Source organism: Anaerotignum propionicum DSM 1682, assembly GCF_001561955.1.
GTDB lineage: Bacteria > Bacillota > Clostridia > Lachnospirales > Anaerotignaceae > Chakrabartyella > Chakrabartyella propionicum.
On the sequence record NZ_CP014223.1, the window covers coordinates 82,070 to 100,250 of the forward strand.

The 18,181-nt window shown below is 41.3% G+C and carries 15 protein-coding genes, 1 other RNA gene and 1 riboswitch; of the genes, 13 read left to right on the top strand and 3 right to left on the bottom strand.

Features of this window, described 5'->3' with window-relative positions; translation table 11 throughout:
* The first annotated feature begins 13 nt into the window (after positions 1-13).
* Positions 14-493: a tRNA adenosine(34) deaminase TadA gene (gene tadA, locus CPRO_RS00365; RefSeq protein WP_072743363.1), complete on the top strand. Its 480-nt coding sequence runs from the start codon at positions 14-16 to the stop codon at positions 491-493.
* A 240-nt stretch (positions 494-733) separates the two neighbouring features.
* An RNA gene (ffs, locus tag CPRO_RS00370) (signal recognition particle sRNA large type) lies at positions 734-997 on the top strand.
* Positions 998-1,186: 189 nt separating this feature from the next.
* Here the strand turns inward: ffs and CPRO_RS00375 are convergent.
* The gene (locus CPRO_RS00375; RefSeq protein ID WP_066046611.1) at positions 1,187-1,522 is read right to left on the bottom strand and encodes a hypothetical protein; all 336 of its coding nucleotides are present in this window, start codon (positions 1,520-1,522) and stop codon (positions 1,187-1,189) included.
* Between the two features lie 493 nt (positions 1,523-2,015).
* Here CPRO_RS00375 and dnaX point away from each other — a divergent pair, with 493 nt between their 5' ends.
* From dnaX to recR, 3 genes are all read left to right on the top strand, one after another.
* Positions 2,016-3,608 (top strand): DNA polymerase III subunit gamma/tau, encoded by a 1,593-nt coding sequence (gene dnaX / locus CPRO_RS00380; protein ID WP_066046613.1) that lies wholly within the window; start codon positions 2,016-2,018, stop codon positions 3,606-3,608.
* 77 nt (positions 3,609-3,685) lie between these two features.
* Positions 3,686-4,021: a YbaB/EbfC family nucleoid-associated protein gene (locus CPRO_RS00385; RefSeq protein WP_066046615.1), complete on the top strand. Its 336-nt coding sequence runs from the start codon at positions 3,686-3,688 to the stop codon at positions 4,019-4,021.
* 16 nt (positions 4,022-4,037) lie between these two features.
* Complete coding sequence (recR, locus tag CPRO_RS00390) at positions 4,038-4,634, top strand: recombination mediator RecR (protein WP_066046616.1); 597 nt, start codon at positions 4,038-4,040, stop codon at positions 4,632-4,634.
* Positions 4,635-4,894: 260 nt separating this feature from the next.
* On the opposite strand, the gene CPRO_RS00395 is transcribed toward recR, so the two are convergent.
* Positions 4,895-5,356 (bottom strand): threonine/serine exporter family protein, encoded by a 462-nt coding sequence (locus CPRO_RS00395; protein WP_066046617.1) that lies wholly within the window; start codon positions 5,354-5,356, stop codon positions 4,895-4,897.
* Positions 5,357-5,368: 12 nt separating this feature from the next.
* The gene (locus CPRO_RS00400) at positions 5,369-6,124 is read right to left on the bottom strand and encodes a threonine/serine exporter family protein (protein WP_066046619.1); all 756 of its coding nucleotides are present in this window, start codon (positions 6,122-6,124) and stop codon (positions 5,369-5,371) included.
* A 244-nt stretch (positions 6,125-6,368) separates the two neighbouring features.
* Positions 6,369-6,477: riboswitch (TPP riboswitch) on the top strand.
* A 208-nt stretch (positions 6,478-6,685) separates the two neighbouring features.
* On the opposite strand from CPRO_RS00400, the gene tenA reads away from it, so the two are divergent.
* From tenA to CPRO_RS00440, 8 genes are all read left to right on the top strand, one after another.
* Positions 6,686-7,351: a thiaminase II gene (tenA, locus tag CPRO_RS00405; protein ID WP_066046620.1), complete on the top strand. Its 666-nt coding sequence runs from the start codon at positions 6,686-6,688 to the stop codon at positions 7,349-7,351.
* Between the two features lie 16 nt (positions 7,352-7,367).
* Complete coding sequence (locus CPRO_RS00410) at positions 7,368-8,123, top strand: ABC transporter ATP-binding protein (RefSeq protein ID WP_066046622.1); 756 nt, start codon at positions 7,368-7,370, stop codon at positions 8,121-8,123.
* A complete protein-coding gene (locus CPRO_RS00415) occupies positions 8,120-8,863 on the top strand; it encodes an ABC transporter permease (protein WP_066046624.1) in 744 nt (247 codons plus the stop codon). Before CPRO_RS00410 ends, CPRO_RS00415 begins: the two co-directional genes overlap by 4 nt.
* 2 nt (positions 8,864-8,865) lie before the next feature.
* The gene (locus CPRO_RS00420; RefSeq protein ID WP_066053551.1) at positions 8,866-9,891 is read left to right on the top strand and encodes an ABC transporter substrate-binding protein; all 1,026 of its coding nucleotides are present in this window, start codon (positions 8,866-8,868) and stop codon (positions 9,889-9,891) included.
* A gap of 362 nt (positions 9,892-10,253) precedes the next feature.
* Positions 10,254-11,006, top strand: coding sequence for an SDR family NAD(P)-dependent oxidoreductase (locus CPRO_RS00425; protein ID WP_066046625.1), 753 nt, complete (start codon positions 10,254-10,256; stop codon positions 11,004-11,006).
* Positions 11,007-11,020: 14 nt separating this feature from the next.
* Entirely contained in the window at positions 11,021-11,842 is an 822-nt protein-coding gene (locus tag CPRO_RS00430; protein ID WP_157881603.1) for a YihY/virulence factor BrkB family protein, read from the top strand.
* A 564-nt stretch (positions 11,843-12,406) separates the two neighbouring features.
* Entirely contained in the window at positions 12,407-14,641 is a 2,235-nt protein-coding gene (locus CPRO_RS00435) for a copper amine oxidase N-terminal domain-containing protein (RefSeq protein ID WP_066046629.1), read from the top strand.
* Positions 14,642-15,237: 596 nt separating this feature from the next.
* Positions 15,238-18,072 (top strand): copper amine oxidase N-terminal domain-containing protein, encoded by a 2,835-nt coding sequence (locus CPRO_RS00440; RefSeq protein ID WP_066046631.1) that lies wholly within the window; start codon positions 15,238-15,240, stop codon positions 18,070-18,072.
* Positions 18,073-18,181: the final 109 nt, after the last annotated feature.

An 18,181-nucleotide genomic window follows, 5' to 3' on the forward strand; every position in this document is an offset into this window, starting at 1 on the left:
AGAGGGAATGAAAATGACGGATTCGGAACAATATATGAAGGAAGCACTGGTGGAGGCTCAGAAGGCATTTGATGCGGGAGAGGTACCTATTGGTGCAGTGATGGTGAGAAACGGAGAAATTATTGCCCGGGGCTATAATCTGAGAAATACTGCAAAAAATCCTTTGTGCCATGCGGAAATAGACGTGATAAACAAGGCGGCAGGAATCGTTGGGGATTGGCGCTTGGAAGACTGCACCCTTTATGTTACTGTGGAGCCCTGCCCTATGTGTGCGGGAGCCATTGTGCAGGCGAGAATCCCTAAGGTAATTTTTGGAACAAGAAATAGTAAGGCAGGGTGTGCCGGTTCCATCATGAATCTCTTGGATGAGCCAAGGTTCAACCATCAGGTGATTGTGGAGGAAGGCATTTTGCAAGAGGAATGCAGTCAGTTTATGCGTTTGTTTTTCAAACGGTTTCGTAAAAACGGAGAGGCCATGTTGACAGAGGCGTAAAAAGCGGTTATACTAATAAGGCTATTTCTAAGTGACAATCCTCGTGGATGGGTATTAAGGCCTTTCAAATTGATTCTAAAAAATCGAGATGACTATCACTGGGAATACTTTTTGGCTAATTAAGATGTTCTGTGTTTTAACATTGAACTTCTGCAAGGTTTATAAAGGCATTTTATTTTCATTCTGATAAAGATGCATTTATATGGAAAAACAGCCAATCATATCATTACGGTAATATTTCCGTGCTAGCCGGGGAGGTAGCGGCGCCCTGTACCCACAATCCGCTATAGTGGGGGTGATGTCTGTTCTCGGTGCAGCGTTTGATAGTCTGCCCATGGGAAGCGGCGTTGATGCTCGGGTCTTACGCAACAGGAGCCTGTGAATCGTGTCAGGGTCGGAAGGCAGCAGCACTAAGCAGTCTACTTCTGTGTGTTGTGAGGGTGCCAGAGAGGAGTCGCAGAACATGGTAACGTGTTGGGCGGTGCAACAAAAACAGATGCACGGATTTCTATAAATAAATGCATTCATAAGGATTTAAAATTAAGAAATACTAGTTGTAAAAGAAAAAAGCCCCATTGCTTCGTACAAGACAATTCTTGTAGAATCCTGCAATGTGGGCTTATATTTTTCACATGATGTAACTCTTTATCAAAGAAGACCTTGGCAGAAATCGGTAACGCGGTGACTGCCTTTTTAGATGGTATTTTTTTTATTTTGCCATGACTTTCCTATGAATTTGGTTCTATCCTCCAACAAAATGTAGGGGGTAACCGATACAGACCACCCAAGAACGGAGAGATAATGAATCGCCTGTTGGCTGGAAGAAAAGGCTATTTTCTCTCGCAGTAAATAGTTGGCAGCCTCCTCCCATTGGGTTACTGTGAAGGCATCATCGGGAATTGCAGCAATGGCTCTGCTTAATACCAAGAAAGGTGTATCATAAAATAGATTTGAGATATAATTGTTTTGGGTTATGACTGTTAAATACTCTAAGAGGTTTTTATTGTAATTTTCCCATTGGCTTTTCATCAATCATGCTCCTTTGAAAATAGAGTATTTTCCGTTGCAGCATTGAGAATCTTTTCTAAAACAGAGGTGAACTGGGGCATGAAACATTTTTGCGGGGTTTAGAAATAACATGAATATACTTCATATTGATAAAGTTATATAAAAGAAGTTACATTTATCATATCATAAATGTAATAATTTTACAAAAAAATCCGTTTTACATAAAATGTGAAAAAAAGAACTTTATTTACAATTAAAGTTACAGAGTGTCAATAAAATCGGCACTGAAAAACGCAGTACCTGCAAGCTTATTTCAAGTGAACATAGAAAAAAGCCCATACTGGGAATTCCACTTGGGAACGTATCCATCTTATAAAATAGGGGTTGTTTGACTGCCTGGATATTAATTGCAAATAAAGCCGCCTTTCTTTGGATAACGCAGAGTTTAACGGTGCTTTTCATTTTTTGATCCATATGGTATACTGACGTAAGTTATAAAAGAAGGAGGGAGACCATGTCTTATACGGCGCTATACAGAAAGTTCAGACCCAATACCTTTGGTGGAGTCATTGGGCAGGAGCATATTGTAAAAACCCTGAAAAATCAGATAAAATCAGGGCGGGTTTCCCACGCCTATTTGTTTTGCGGCACAAGAGGAACGGGAAAAACCTCCACCGCAAAAATTTTTGCCCGTGCCATTAATTGTTTGTCTCCCACTGAAGATGGGGAGCCTTGCAATGAATGTGCTCTTTGTAAAGACATATTGGTGGGCAGAAGTGTCAATGTGATTGAAATAGACGCTGCATCAAATAACAGCGTGGATAATATAAGGGAAATTAGGGAGGAAGTAAAGTATCCCCCCACAGAGGGTTATTATAAGGTCTATATCATTGACGAGGTGCATATGCTGTCCAACAGCGCCTTTAATGCATTGCTGAAAACCTTAGAGGAGCCCCCTGCCCATGTGATTTTTATTTTGGCAACCACAGATCCTCAAAAGGTGCCTGCTACCATTCTCTCCCGCTGTCAGCGGTTTGATTTTCGAAGAATTACCACAGATGATATTACCAATACTTTGATGGGATATTTGGCGGAGGAAGGACAAGATATTACACCTGAGGCGGTGCGCTATGTGGCGCAGCTGGGGGACGGCTCCATGCGAGACTCCCTAAGTATTTTGGATCAGTGCCTTGCCTTTTACAGTGGTGAGACGGTAACGCTGGAAATGGTTTTGGATGTAATGGGTGCTGTGGATCAAACTGTGCTTTTTGAAATGACCCAGGCGTTGGGAAAGAAGGATAGCCGACGGGTGATGGAGTTGGTTGAGGAAATGATGCTCTCAGGCAGGGATATCAAGCAGTTTGTCTCTGAATATTTGGCGCATCTGCGGAATTTTCTCATGGTAAGCACCCTTGGGGATACCACAGGCGTTTTGGATATTTCGGGGGAAAATTTAGAGCGGTTAAAAGGTTGCAGTACATTTTTATCTCCACAAGAGGCAATTTTTCTTATTGAGCGGTTTTCTTATTTGCAAGGGGATATGCGATACAGTACCAATGAGCGCATTTTATTGGAGGTTGAGCTTTTACGTTTGTGCTCCCCATGGACACAAACAGATATGACAGCTTTAGCGGCAAGGCTTGCAGGGTTGGAGCGTCAGGTTGCCCAAGGTGTTTCTGTGCAGATTCAGCCGGTGGAGCAAAAAGCGGCAAAAAAAGAGGCACCAAAACGCAAGAAAAGGCCCCCTGCCCTGCCCGAGGACAAAAAGAAACTACAGGAAGAATGGCCTTTATTGCGTAATGAGGTTGAAGATGTTATTTTAAAAAGTCAGCTCAAACAGGTGGAAATTGCTTTCAAAGAGGATGATTTGGTCTATTTGGTTTGTGCTTACGCTGCTTTGACTGATATGCTGCAAAAAAATATGGACAAAATCGAATCCTTATTGGACAAAGCAATGGGAAAGTCCTTTTCATTACAAACCATAACCAAAGAAGAGTATGACCGATGGTATGAGGTCACCTATGGTAAAGCAGAGAATAAGGCGGAAGATGCTGAATTTGAGAGTCTTTTGGGTAGTTATTTCCCGGAGGCGGATTTTGAGGAGTAAAAGACTTGCATGGAATAGGTATTTTATTATAAAATAGTACAAATAGAAGAAATTAGAATTTGAGGAGGAATAGAATAATGGCAAAAGGCGGTTTTCCCGGTATGGGCGGGATGAATATGAATAATCTGATGAAGCAGGCGCAGAAAATGCAAAAGCAAATGCAGGAAAAGCAAGAAGAGCTGGGCGAAAGAACATTGGAGATGACCAGCGGCGGCGGTGCTGTTAAGGTGGTTATCACTGGGAAGAAGGAAATTAAGGAATTAAAGTTGAATCCTGATGTAGTTGACCCTGAAGATGTGGAAATGCTGGAGGATTTAATTATGTCTGCTGTAAACGAAGCAATTCGTCAGGTAGAGGAAATGTATAATAATGAAATGGGCAGAATGACCGGCGGAATGGGCATGGGCTTCTGATCAAAAGAGGGATACTATGAATTATTACGGAAATCCCATGACACGCTTGATTGAGGAATTGGCAGCGTTACCGGGAATTGGAAGCAAATCGGCGCAAAGGCTTGCGTTTCATATCATTCATATGCCACGAGACGAGGTTGCCGGTTTATCGGGTGCCATTCTTGAGGCAAGAGATAAGGTGCGTTACTGTTCCGTTTGCTGTAATTTGACGGAGGAGGAGCTTTGTCCTATCTGTGCAAATTTAAAAAGAGACCACAGTGTGATTATGGTTGTAGAGGATCCACGGGATATGGCGGCTTACGAGCGTACCAAGGAGTTCCATGGAGTATACCATGTTTTGCATGGAGCAATTTCGCCTATGACAGGGGTGACGCCTCAGGATATCCGCATTAAGGAGCTTGTTACCCGCATGGATGATACGGTGAGAGAGGTTATTCTTGCTACAAACCCCAATGTGGAGGGGGAGGCTACTGCCATGTACATCAGCAAGCTTTTAAAGCCTTTAGGCGTTATGGTTACCAGAATTGCCAACGGCGTACCCGTAGGCGGAGACTTAGAGTATGTTGATGAAATTACCCTATCCCGTGCTTTAGAGGGTAGGCGTGAGTTGTAAGACCTTGGGCTTTGCCCCAAACCCCACTTGCTTTTTGAAAAAAGCAAGACCAAAAAGTTTATAAAAACCGCATATACATGCGGTTTTTTCTTTTTTTAAAAATAAAGTAATAATATTATTTAATTTTAAAGAACAAAAGGGCAGACATCGTCTGCCCCTTAAATAATGGGTCAAGGGTGAAACCCTTGTAGGAGTTCGAGGGCAAAGCCCTCGGGGTCTTGGCCTTTATATCTTCTGGAAGTTCGAGGTCTTGACCTTAGTTATGCCTTGACCTTCTTTTTTCGTCTTGGAATAATCTCAAAAAAGGAGTAGGGTAGCGCCAAAATTAAGATTGACCCAGCTCCAATGGCTCCCGCCAGCTTTAATCCTAGTAAAATGTTAGAATAGGTTTCCAAAATCATACCCCCTAAGGCTGTAGCCATGGTGTTGTAGACCACAGTACCGGGAACCATGGGCATGATCCCTGGAATATGATATAAGGTAGAGGGCGCTTGCCTGTGATAGGAGGCAAAACGAGAGAACGCCGTAACCAATGCAGAGGAAACCAAGGTGGCCATAGTAGGACTGATGTATACCGATAGGACAGCATAGAAAAACCACCCCAGAAAACCTGAGATACCGCAGTAAACCAATTCCTTTTTTGGTGCATTAAAAACAACGGAAAAGGCAACACAAGCGCAAAAGGACATAAAGCTTTGGAATAATATAATATGAAACGCCATTTTTTCTCCTCCTTAGTGCCCCATTGTGGTGATGCCAAAGCCAACGCCTCCGGCAATGGCGAAGGCAATCAATAAAGCTTCTGCCATCTTGGAGGTGCCGCTGATATAGTGTCCTTCCATGATGTCCCGAATGCTGTTGGTCATTGTCATGCCGGGCAGCATAGGCATGATGCTGCCAATAATAATCATATCTGTTCCCGCTGAGGGTACGAATCTTTGAAAAATAACGGAACCCGCCCCGGCAATAAACCCGCCAATGAGACAGGTGAAAAAACTGGGCAATTTTGTTTTTCCGCTATGATTGATTAAAATACCAATGAGAATACCAAACAAAAAGGCGGCTAGGGCGTCAATCAATTTGCCATTTAAAACCAGAGTGAACCCCCCGCAGGCAACACCAGAGCTGATAATACGGGAAATTGGGCGATAGGCAGAGGTATGACTGATTTTTTCTAACCGTTTCGCTGCTTCCTTCAAGGTAATCTGCCTTGAAACAAAGGCTCTTGAGATTTCATTGACAGAGCAAATTTTTCCAAAGTTTACAGAACGATTATATACCCCTCGGGTTAAGGTAAGAGAGCCTGATTTTTTACTTGGGATGCTGACAATCAAAAACGTGCTCATTGCCAGAGCCTCCACTCCTGTGGAGTGACTGACCGATAAGATACGATGCATAGTATCCTGCACCCGATGGGTCTCGCCACCGCTGGCAAGCATAAGCTCTCCCGCATCCAAAGCAAATTTTAAAAGTAAATTATCATCCATCATATAAATACCTCTTTTCGTAAAGGGGGAGTAATCTTTTTGTATACAGCCTAAAGTATAACGGATTTATATGCAATATTCAATCGGGCGACGGAAGAAAATAAAAGGCTTTTTTAGACCAAATTTTCGGCTGTTTTGCAAAATAATAGCTTTTCCAAATCTTTCGTTTTGCTTATTTTTCAAAACCGAAGATAATTTTATTTACAAGATTGTAAATTTATACTATACTGGTACAATACAACTGAATAAATAAGGCTGGGGGTGCTTTGATTCGTTGAAGCTGAGAGGAATTCGTTTTCCAACCCTTTGAACTTGATGTGGTTAGAACCAACGGAGGGAAGCAATTTATATTTGAAAGCGCAAGGTCTTTCCCAATTGGGGAGAGACTTTTTTTATTTTGTAAATCGGAGTCTTTTCATCCAATTGGAGGATGACGGATAATCTCAAACAATGGATAAATTGATTTTTGTAAGCCTTAAGAACCAAGGTAATGCAATGGCAGGGCAGATGAAAAAGCAAGAATAGGCTTTGCCCTGCAAAAATGAACTAGAAAGGTGGAGGGAAATGAAATTAACAGATAGGTTGTATGAAGAAGTTAAATATATTTGGAATGGATATTTGGAACAGCCCTTTGTAAAGGAGTTAGGAGAAGGCACTTTGCGGGAGGACCGTTTCCGCTTTTATATGGTGCAGGATTACCGCTATTTACTGCAATATGCAAAGGTTTTTGCTTTGGGTGTTGTAAAGGCTGAAGATGAAGGGCTTATGCGCCGTTTTGCCTGTATGGTGCATGACACGCTGGATGGAGAAATGGATGTACATAAGATTTATATGAATCGTTTGGGCATTACCGAGGAGGAGGTTGCCAAAACAAAAACGGCATTGGCCAATCAGTCCTATACCTCTTATATGCTGGAGGTTGCTTTTAAGGGAGATATTTTGGATGTACTAGCAGCGGTATTATCCTGCGCATGGAGCTATCAAATGATAGGAGAGCATCACAAAAATATCCCCGGTGCTATGGAGCATCCCCTTTATGGTGAATGGGTCAGAGGCTATTCATCCGAGGAATACGTTCGTGGTGTGGAAGAAATTATAGACGCTGTGAATGAATTTGGAGCAGATATTTCTGCAAAAAAGGAAGCATATTTAAAAGAAATATTTTTAAATTGTTGCCGATACGAAAGAGATTTTTGGGAGATGGCCTACCATATGAACATGGGGGACTAAAAAGGAGTGTGGCGTGATGCTGCGGTTTGAAGGAGTATCCTTTCGATATCCAGAGGATGAGTTGGGAATGATGGAGAAATTGTCTTTCCAAGTGGAAAATGGTGAGTTGGTGGCAATCATCGGCGCCAGTGGATGTGGAAAAAGCACCATTTTTCGTTTGATAAATGGACTAGAAAAACCCGACGAAGGAAAAATTTTGGTAGACGAAAGACCGATTGAAACCATAAAGAACTATAGTGCCTTTATGCCCCAAAAAGACTTGCTTTTCCCATGGCGCAGTATTGAGAAAAATGTCTGCCTTCCCATGGAGCTTGCAAAGGTATCTGTAGAAGAGCAGGGCAGAAGGACAGAGAAGGTTTTGGCTCAGGTTGGGTTGCTGGAGTATGCCAAAAAATTTCCTAAGGATTTATCGGGGGGAATGAAGCAGAGAGCGGCTTTCGCAAGAACCCTCCTTTCAGGGGCAGATATGCTTTTGTTGGATGAGCCCTTTAGCGCGCTGGATTACCTCACAAGAGTAGAAATGCAGGAGTGGTTGTTACAGCAGTGGGTGCATTATCATAAAACGATTTTGTTTATCACCCATGATGTGGAGGAGGCCATTTTTTTGGCAAAGAGAGTTTATATCATACAGGATTCCAGACCATTTACGGAAATGGAATGCATTGAAGTACCCTTGGACTATCCCAGAAATCGTGAGGATTTGAAAAAGGCGGAGATTGTAGAATTAAAAGAAAGTCTCATTGGAAAGCTGAGAAGGAGTGTGAGCTTATGAAAAAAAACATGCCTTCTGCGCTGTTGGTGCTGATTTTATTAATGCTTTGGCAAGGTGTTGCCATGGGAATTGATGCGGCTTACATATTACCCTCGCCTACAGGTATTTTAGTACGCCTTTGGGAGCTGAGAGTGCCTCTGTTTACGGTGCATTTGCCTGCAACCATGGGAATTACTGCTCTTGGACTTCTAATTTCCGTAGTTCTTGGGTTATTGCTGGCCATCGCTATGGATTGGAACCCAAAGCTGGAAAAGGCACTATATCCCGTGATTGTGGCGTCCCAGACCATACCCACTACGGCCATCGCACCTTTGTTTATCCTATGGTTTGGATATTCTATTTGGAGTAAGGTTTTGGTCACAATTTTAATGACCTTTTTCCCCATCGCCATTACGGTATTTGATGGGTTTAAGTCTACAAAACGGGAAATGGAGGAGCTCTTGTTCACTTATGGCGCCTCTAAAAAGGATGTTTTTCTAAAACTGAAGCTGCCCACAGCTTTGCCCCACTTTTTCTCAGCTATTAAAATGGCAATTCCCCTCAGCGTCATTGGTGCAGCAATTGCCGAATGGCTGGGAGCGCAAAAGGGTTTGGGCTATTTTAGTAAAAGAATGATGACACAGCTGGACGGTGCGGGGGTATTTGCGCCGGTGGTATTGCTCTCCGTTGTGGCAATGCTGACGGTTTGGGTAATTACAATGATTGAAAACAAAACGATAACATGGAGAAAGGAATTATAATGATGAAAAAAAGAATATTTGCTTTTTTAATGACGGCGGTTATGGCAATTGGTGCAGCAGGCTGTGGCACAAACAAGAGTAGTGAAGATGGTAGTGCCCCTAAAGAGGGTGAAAAGAAATTAGAGGATTTTTCAATTGTTTTGGATTGGTATCCTAATGCCATCCATAGTTTTTTGTATACAGGGATTGAAAAGGGCTATTTTGCAGAGGAAGGCTTAAACTTGGTTATTAATTTTCCTTCTAACGTGAATGATGGTATTTCCATGCCTGCAGCAGGCAAAGCAGATATCGGACTGTATTATTTGCAGGATGCAATTTTAACAGCTACCGAAGAAAATGTTCCCATTGTTTCCGTAGGTGCGTTGACACAAAGCTCTCTCAATGTTGTAGTAGCCTTAAAAGATAGCGGCATTAGCGGTGCGAAAGATTTAAAGGGAAAGAAAATCGGATATTCGGGAACTTCCCTTTCAGAAGAACAAATTAAGTCTATGCTGGAAAATGTGGGCCTTAGCGCAGAGGATTGCCAATTTATTGACGTTGGCTTTGATTTGATGACTGCTTTAACCACGGGACAGGTGGATGCCACAATTGGTAACATGGTAAACCATGAGGTGCCTCAGCTGGAAGAAAACGGCTTTGCCATCAACTACTTCTATCCTACTGAATTTGGCGTACCGCAGGCTTATGAACTGGTATTTTTAGCAGGCAAGGATGCAGTGGAAAAAAATCCTGAAAAAATTCAGAGATTTTTACGTGCTTGCCAAAAAAGCTTTGGGGATATGAAGGAGAATCCTGATGAAAGCTTGCAAATTTTATTAGATAATCAAAATGCTGAAAATTTCCCCTTGTCTAAAACAGTGGAACAAAAGAGCATGGAAACCTTGCTTCCTGTTATGGAAACCCCTGAGGCACCTTTCTTGCACCAAGAAGTGGATGTTTGGCAGAAAAATGCAGATTGGCTTTATGAGAGGGGCATTCTTTCTCAAAAGACAGACGTTACGCCTTTGGTTGTAAATTTAGTGGATTAAAGAAAGCAATGAGAATGTTTTAAATTTTGGCATGACATGCTTGAATTTTAGAAGAAAATTCAAAAGGGGCATTAAAGAAAGTGCTTCCCAACCGCCTAAGGGCAATTTTTCGAAAATTTTTCGAAGGAAAACCCTTGGGCGCTTTTTATTTTTAGTGTCTTTTAAATCTTGAACGACGTCATTCTTAGGATTTCACTTGCGAAAAAGAAGAGATTTTGATTTTGTTTCTATTGTTCCATAGCAAAATGGATTATTCTGACATGAAATTGATATTTTTTAAAAATAAAAGTATAATACAATAGAATAAATTAGAATAATAAATAAAAAAACTTTGAAATCAAATAGGATTAGGATGTGAAACAATGAAAGCATTGGTGACAGGAGCATCAGGGGGCATTGGAAGGGATATCGCTCTAATTTTAAGCCGCATGGGTTATGATTTGATTTTGGTAAGCAGGGATGCAGAAAAACTTGCCCGAGTGAAAAAGCATTTAAAAACCCATGTGCAGATTATTTCTGCTGATTTGTCTGTGGAGGAAGAGTGCTTTGCCCTTTATGAGCAGGTCAAGGAGCAAAATATTGATATATTGGTGAATAACGCAGGCTTTGGTACCTTTGGACATTTTTGGGAGGTACCTTTGGAGCGGGAGCTTAATATGTTGAATTTGAATGTGCGAGCAGTGCATATTCTGACAAAGCTGTTTTTAGAGGATTTTCGCAAGCGGGACAGCGGTTATATTTTAAATGTTGCCTCTGCGGCAGGTTTTATGCCCGGCCCTTTAATGGCAACCTATTATGCCACAAAAAACTATGTTTTAAGGCTTACGGAGGCGATTTATGAAGAATTGCGTAGAGACAGAAGCCAAGTGCATATTTCGGCCCTTTGTCCCGGCCCTGTGGATACAGGGTTTAACCAACGAGCAGAAGTAAGCTTTTCCCTAAGAGGGTTGCGGTCCTTTGATGTGGCTAAGTATGCCATTGAGGAGATGTTTGCGAATAAAGTGGTGATTATACCCGGTATTGCCATGAAGCTTGCCCAGTTCGGACGAAAATTTCTCGGCGAAAAAGCCCAGTTGAAAGCAGCATATTACTTTCAGCATAAAAAGAAAGGTTGAAAAGGATGCGGGGCTTGGGTGAAAAGGCAGACCGCCGTTGGAAACGGGTGATTTTCCATACGTTGGATGGGTATTTTTCCAATGGGATTAGCAAAACAGCGGCGTCCTTAACCTATTATTTTATTTTTGCAATTTTTCCGTTCTTAATTTTTATTAGTTCCCTTTTGGGTTTTTTGCATTTGCCCATGATTACTGTAGAAGGGGATGCCTCCGCATTACTGCCTGCGGATGTGGTAGCGTTAATTAATTTAACCATTGCCCATATGACGGAAACCAGCAGCGGTGCATGGTTGACCTTTGGTTTGGTTTTTACCGTTTGGTTTCCCTTGCGGGCTGTGAGTAGTCTAGTGGGTGCAATCAACGGTATTTATGGGGATGAGAAAATGCTGAAACATACCCTACGCATTATATTCCTTTCCCTTTTAATGATAATATTTGTGCCGGTATTGCTTATGGTGCTACTGATTAGCAAAGAAGTGATGGAGTTTATCAGTATTTTTGTGCCCATGGCGGAAACCTTTATTGATTTATGGTCTAGGATACGGTTTTTACCCATTTCCCTTGGCGTTTTGTTTTTCATCAGTGGTGTTTATTTTCTTTCACCTAACCAGCGACCACTAAAAAGATATGTTTTTCCGGGAGCGATTCTTTCCACGGCGGCATGGATACTTTTTTCTGCAGGGTTTGCCTATTATGTGGATCATGTGGGGAAATACTCTGTGATTTATGGCTCCATAGGTGCCATTATTGCTTTTTTGGTATGGCTGAATGCCAGTGTTGCGGCTTTGCTCATGGGGGCTGTTTTTAATCAGGCGTTGCGCAGAGAATTTCAATAAAAAGAGTTCTGATTGGATTTTTCCAATTGGGACTTTTTTTATTGAACAAAAATTGTGTAGGAATCAATGGGAGAGCAAAAACAAAAGGTTACCATAATATAGAAATATATCAAGTTTTGCAAATAAAGGTGAAGATATTTATAAAATATAAAAAATAGGAATAATGTAGAGTGAATTCCAATAATTAGTAATAATATATGGTTAAATTTTCATATAAAACCATATACAAGTAAATAATTGCACAAAAATTGCATCAATATTTCACTGCTATTACAATTACATTACAGATTGACATAACGTATTGCAAAACAATTTTGGGCTTCGTATAATGAGCAGGCAAAGTAAATAACGCTTGCAGAAACTTTGGAGCGTCATGGAGGGAGGCAATCGGAGAGACAAAGTTTTTTTATGCTGAATGGGTGAAAGAAAAGCGGCGTTTTGAAGACGGCTAAACAATGTGACTGCATCAAAGGGGTCTGGGGAGGAGTTGAACTGCATTCGTTTTATAATTATGCAACGAACGAAAACGAACAAAGTACATATTTTTAAAGGAGGAATGTAACGATGAAGAAAGTAATATCTTTCTTGATGGCTGCAGCCATGGTTACTTCACTTGTTCCCGCAACAGCGTTTGCGGCAGGCGATGTAACTGCTACAGCTAAAGTAATCGATGCCTTGGAAAGAGGCAAAGATTTCGACGGTGTGATTGATGCAGCTAACGCACCAGAATTGCAATTGAAGGTTACAAGTGCTGACTATACAACAGGTGGCAGCACACCTACAGTTGATGTAACAGTATCTTTGGACGGTGCAGAATTTACTGCAACCGATGCGGCTGGTTTTGAAGGAATGGTAAAAGTAACTAATCCTGCAGCAGTTACCGTAGCAACAAAGGAATTTTCAGAAGACGAAGTAACTTACACCTTGACAGGCCAGCTTAAGAAGGACGACGTTGTTGCAATTAACTTGGCTTCCAAAATGACAAAGGTTTCTGTTGGCAAAACAGCAACTGTATCCGTTGATTCCAAAATGGCAAAAGCTGATGATTTAGTTTATGCTTCCGTTTTGGACAAAGGCATCAAAGCTTCCGTTAAGAAAACAGTAAGCGTAGCTGTTGACGAAGTAGCAACAATTAATAGCAAGGGCTTAAAAATTGAACCTTCTGTTGATGATTCTTACGCAGTAGGCACACAGTTCACATTAAAGCTTTCCAAAGGTTTTGAGTTTGCAAACACAACTGTAACAGGCGCTGCTGATTGGGCAATCGACGGTAGCGAAGCTACTTTCACAGCACCTTCCGTTGATGAATTCACTTTGACAGGTATCAAAGTTGAAGCTACATCCGCAAAGGTTGGCGACGTTGCTACAATTAAAGTAACAGCGAAAAACGTTGGCACAGCTTCCGTAGAAGTTGCTAAGGTTGTTGATTACAAAGTAGGCGTTTCCGTTGATGCAGACGAAGACGTACCTGTAATCTACAGCGGTACAGACGTAAACAACACAGGCTTGACAGATGATTCCGATCACATGACCTTGGAAGTAACAGCAGAGGAAACATTCCCCGGCGCTTGGTCCATGAGACAGGGCTTCAACTTCACATTGCCTGAAGGCGTATATGTAACAGACGTAGACGTTATTGAAGCAGAAAACTTCTTGCAGGGTAACGTAGCAGTTGGTACAACTGAATGGGAAGCAGCTTTCAAAGCAGCTTACGATAAAGGCGATTACAATGGCTTCACATTTGCAAAGAGAGTATTTGATGATGTAAATACAAACCTTGCTGCTGATCCTGCAAGTGTTACCTTTAAGTTACAGCTTGTAGCTGATCCTACTTTCGAAGGCGATGTAAAATTAGGCTTTGAAGGCGCTTTGGTTGATGCACAGGAAGTAACTGTAGCAAAATTCGTTAAACCTTACACAGTAAAAGCAGAACAGAACGACGTAATCATCGATTACAGAAACACATCTGTTCAGACACCTATCACAATCACAGAAGCAGAAGCAGGCTTATGGGCAGCTAACTCTGTATTCACACTTACAGTAGATAGAGGCGACATGATTCAGTTTGAAGATGACGCAACCTTCTCTGTAAACGATTCCGGCTTGGAATTGAAAGATGAGAAGACAAAAGATGGTCAGCTTGCATTTACTGTAAAGAGCGAATCCGATGAAGCAGCAACTGTAGAAATCAAAGATATCGCATTGTTCATGCAGAGAAACGTACCTGCAGGCGCTTATGACCTGAAGGCTGAAACAGCAATGAGCACAGCTTATGACAAACAGGCGATTTATGCAGCAGATGGTAAAGACAACAACATCATTGATGATGTTGCAGATTACAGCAAAGTTGTAAAAGAAGCATTCATTAATGTAGTAACAAGCGGTAGAGACAATGACAACCTGTTCACAACAAAGGTAGTAGTACCTGTTGGCGAAGCTTACTTAATGGCTGGTTCCACAAAGGTTGAATTGGATGTACCCGCTTACATCAGCGCAACAAACTACACAATGCTTCCTATTAGAGCAGTATCCAAGGCTCTTGGTGTAAACACAAACAACGTATTGTGGAGTGCAGAAACAAAAACTATCACAATCATGTATGCACAGAGAATCATTACAATGGTAGTTGGTCAGAAGACAATCAACGTAAACGGTTCTTCCATCCCCGCATCCGCAGCACCTGAAATCACAGGCGACAGAGCATTCTTGCCTATGAGAGATTTGGCTACAGCTTTGGGTGTAACTGATATCACATGGGATGCAGCAACAAGAACAGCTACATTGAACGGTGGCAAATGAGAAATGCAGGAAATTGAGGGCTTAGTCCTCAAACCCCCACAAGGGATTTTCCCTTGACCTGTTGAGGAGGGGCAGACAAATGGTCTGCCTCTCTTTTTATGTTACAAAATGGTTTGTTAGAAATAATTTGAACTTAGGTTAGAAAAGTTTTTTCAAGAACAAATAGGGGCATAGAGTGCCTTTTTTTTGTTATGCACCCCTATATCTTGGGCATTCAAAGGGACAAACACCAAGGTGTAGAAAACCGCTTTAAGTACTGTAAAACTGGCATATTTACGCAATGTTGCTCCTATATTACAGTTATGTTACATTTTGCCAATGTCTCTTGCCATTTTAAGAATCCCTGCGTATAATAATCTTGCATAGTAAATGGTAATGCTTTCCTATTGATGAAACGGATCGGGACGGGAGGCAGAGCTTAGGGACGGCGTTTTGCTCTCTTAAATGGGTGTGAGGGGAGAACAAAGAAACTAAGGTTTGGCAAACGAAGCGCAAAGGGACGTGAGTAGTAAAGTGGCACAATTGAAAAGCATTCGTTGTATAATTATAAAACGAAACACAACTAAAATTAAAATGTTAAAAGGAGGAATTTAACGATGAAGAAGTTTATTTCTTTCGTTATGGCTGGCGCTATGGTGGCATCCCTTGTACCTGCAACTGCATTTGCAAAGGGCGATGTTACAGCAACAGCTAAAATCGTTGACGCTTTAGAAAAAGCTAAAGATTTCAACGGTGTAATTACACAGGCAAATGCGCCTGAACTTCAGTTGAAGGTGACAAATGTAGACTACACAGTAACAAATCCTGCATTAGCTACGATGGATGTTGAATTGTCATTGGATAAGGCGGAGTTCAATTTGACATCTGCTCAGTTAAAAGATTTGGTAGCTGTAATTGATGAGGACGGACTTGACGCTTTGACAGGTAAGTCAACATCTCAGGTGTGGGAAGATTCTGCAACAGGCACAATTTTGAAAAAAGGTACAACTGAAATAAAAATTGCTGACCTTGCAGATATTGCAGCTGAAGCTGACAATGACAAAGCAGTTCTTGACATTTTGAAAAACTATAGTGGTGCATTGAATGGTACAACTGGCAATGATATTAATGAAACAATGACAAAAGGTGTTATGACAGCTGTAATCTATGCAACAGATGGTACTGGCGCTGTGACTACTTCTATAGACAAAGCAGCTATTGTTGATTTGTTAGAACAAGGTTACACCTTTGCAGCTGGTAGCAATATCACACTGACATCTACTGATAGTAGACTTGGTGGCGCTTATAGCTCAACTTTAGACGCGGCAGACAGAGATGCAATTGATGTTGATACTCAGATTGCTTGGTATGTTGCTGAAAGCTATGTAAGAGGTGGCTATAAAACGGTAGGAGAGACAGTTGCTCCTCGTTTGGCTGTATCTGTAAAAGAATTTGACAAAGATAGCGTAACTTATACATTTACTGGCTTCTTCAAGAAAGATGACAAAGTAATTATTGACTTGGCTTCCACATTGACAAAAACAAGCGAAGGCACAAAAGCTACAGTATCCGTTAATTCTAAAATGGTAACAGCTGATGACTTGGTTTATGCTTCCATCCTTGGCAAAGGCTTCAAGGTTTCTGTAAAGAAGACTGTAGACGTAGCTCAAGAGGAAGTTGTAAAATTAAACAGCAATGGCTTAAAGATTGAATCTGCTGTTGACAATTTGCCATCTAAAGTAACTTTGAAGATTTCCAATGGCTTTGAATTTACAAAGGATAATAATGGAATTCACGGTACAAACTATGATATCGTTAGAGTAGATGAAAAAGAATTGACAGTAAATGTTACTGGTTCTGTTGATGAAATCACAGTAAAAGACATCGAAATTGAAGCTACATCCGCAAAGTCTGGCGCTGTTGCAACAATTACAGCTAAGGCTAGCAACAATGACTCTGCTTCTTGCGAAGTAGCTAAAGTTGTTGATTACAAAGTATCTTTTACAGTAGACAAAGATGAAGACATCCCTGTAATCTACAGCGGTACTAATGTTGGAAACGCTGGTATCACAGACGATTCCGATCATATGTCTTTGGAAGTAACAGCTAAAGAAACTTTCCCTGGTGCTTGGTCCATGAGACAAGGCTTTAACTTCAACCTTCCTGAAGGTGTTTATGTAACTGATGTTAAGGTTACAGATGCAGACAACTTCTACCAGAAGGGTGTAGAAAAAGGTACAGCTGAATGGGATGTAGCTTTCTTTGATGCATACCAGAAGGGCGACCACAAGAACTTTGAATTTGAAAAAAGAGTATTTGATGATGTTGATACAAAATTAAATTCTGATCCAGCAGAACTTACTTTCCAGTTGGAATTAGTAGCTGATCCTACTTTCGAAGGTGATGTCAAATTAACATTCGAAGGCGCTTTGGTTGATAAGCAGGAAGTAACAATTGCTAAATTTGTAAAACCTTACACAGTTAAGGCAGAACAGAACGATGTAATCATCGACTACAGAAACACAGAAGTTAAGACTCCTATCGTAATCACAGAAGCTGAAGAAGGTCTGTGGGAGAAGGATGCAACATTCAAATTGAGCATTGAAGATGATCTTCTTACATTTGAAAATGACCCTACATTCACAATCGACAAAGATTCCGATCTGAAGTTGAAAGATGACAAGACTACAAAGGGTACAATTCAGTTCGCAGTGAAAGAAACTTCCGACAAGGCATCAACTGTAACAATTTCCGATATGAAACTGTTCATGAGCAGAAGCATTCCTGCAGGTGCTTATGATTTGGAAATTGCAACAACAATGAGCGAAGCTTATGACGCACAGTTGCTCTTTGCTCCTGATCAGATTAAAGATCAGGCTAGTGCAACAGATGCAGCATTGAAGGCATTGAAAGATAAGTGGACAGCAAAAACATCTACAGATAAGCGTCCTTCCGAATCCGATGTTAAGAAAGACAGCTATGTAGATGACGTATGCGATTACAGTGATGTTGTAAAAGCAGCTTTCATCAATGTAGTAACATCCGGTAGAGACAACGACAACCTGTTCACAACAAAGGTAGTTGTACCTGTTGGCGAAGCTTACTTGCTTGCTGGCGAAGCAAAAGTTGAATTGGATGCACCTGCTTACATCAGTGCAGCTGGTTACACAATGCTTCCTGTAAGAGCAATCTCCAAGGCTCTTGGCGTTAACACAAACAACGTATTGTGGAATGCTGAAACAAGAACAGTAACTGTTATGTATGCTCAGAGAATCATCACTATGACTGTTGGTCAGAAGACAATCTATGTTAATGGTTCCGCTATCCCTTCATCCGCAGCTCCTGAAATCAAAGACGGCAGAACATTCTTGCCTTTGAGAGATTTGGGTACAGCTTTGGGCGTAACAAACGTTAACTGGGATGCAGCAACAAAGACAGCTACATTGAACTAATCAATTGTAACTGAAATAAAATCTTGAAGGCTTACCTTTAAGTAACCCGAAAGGGGCAGACATTGTCTGCCCCTTTTTTGTTGTAAGTTACAGGAAGAACAATAAAATC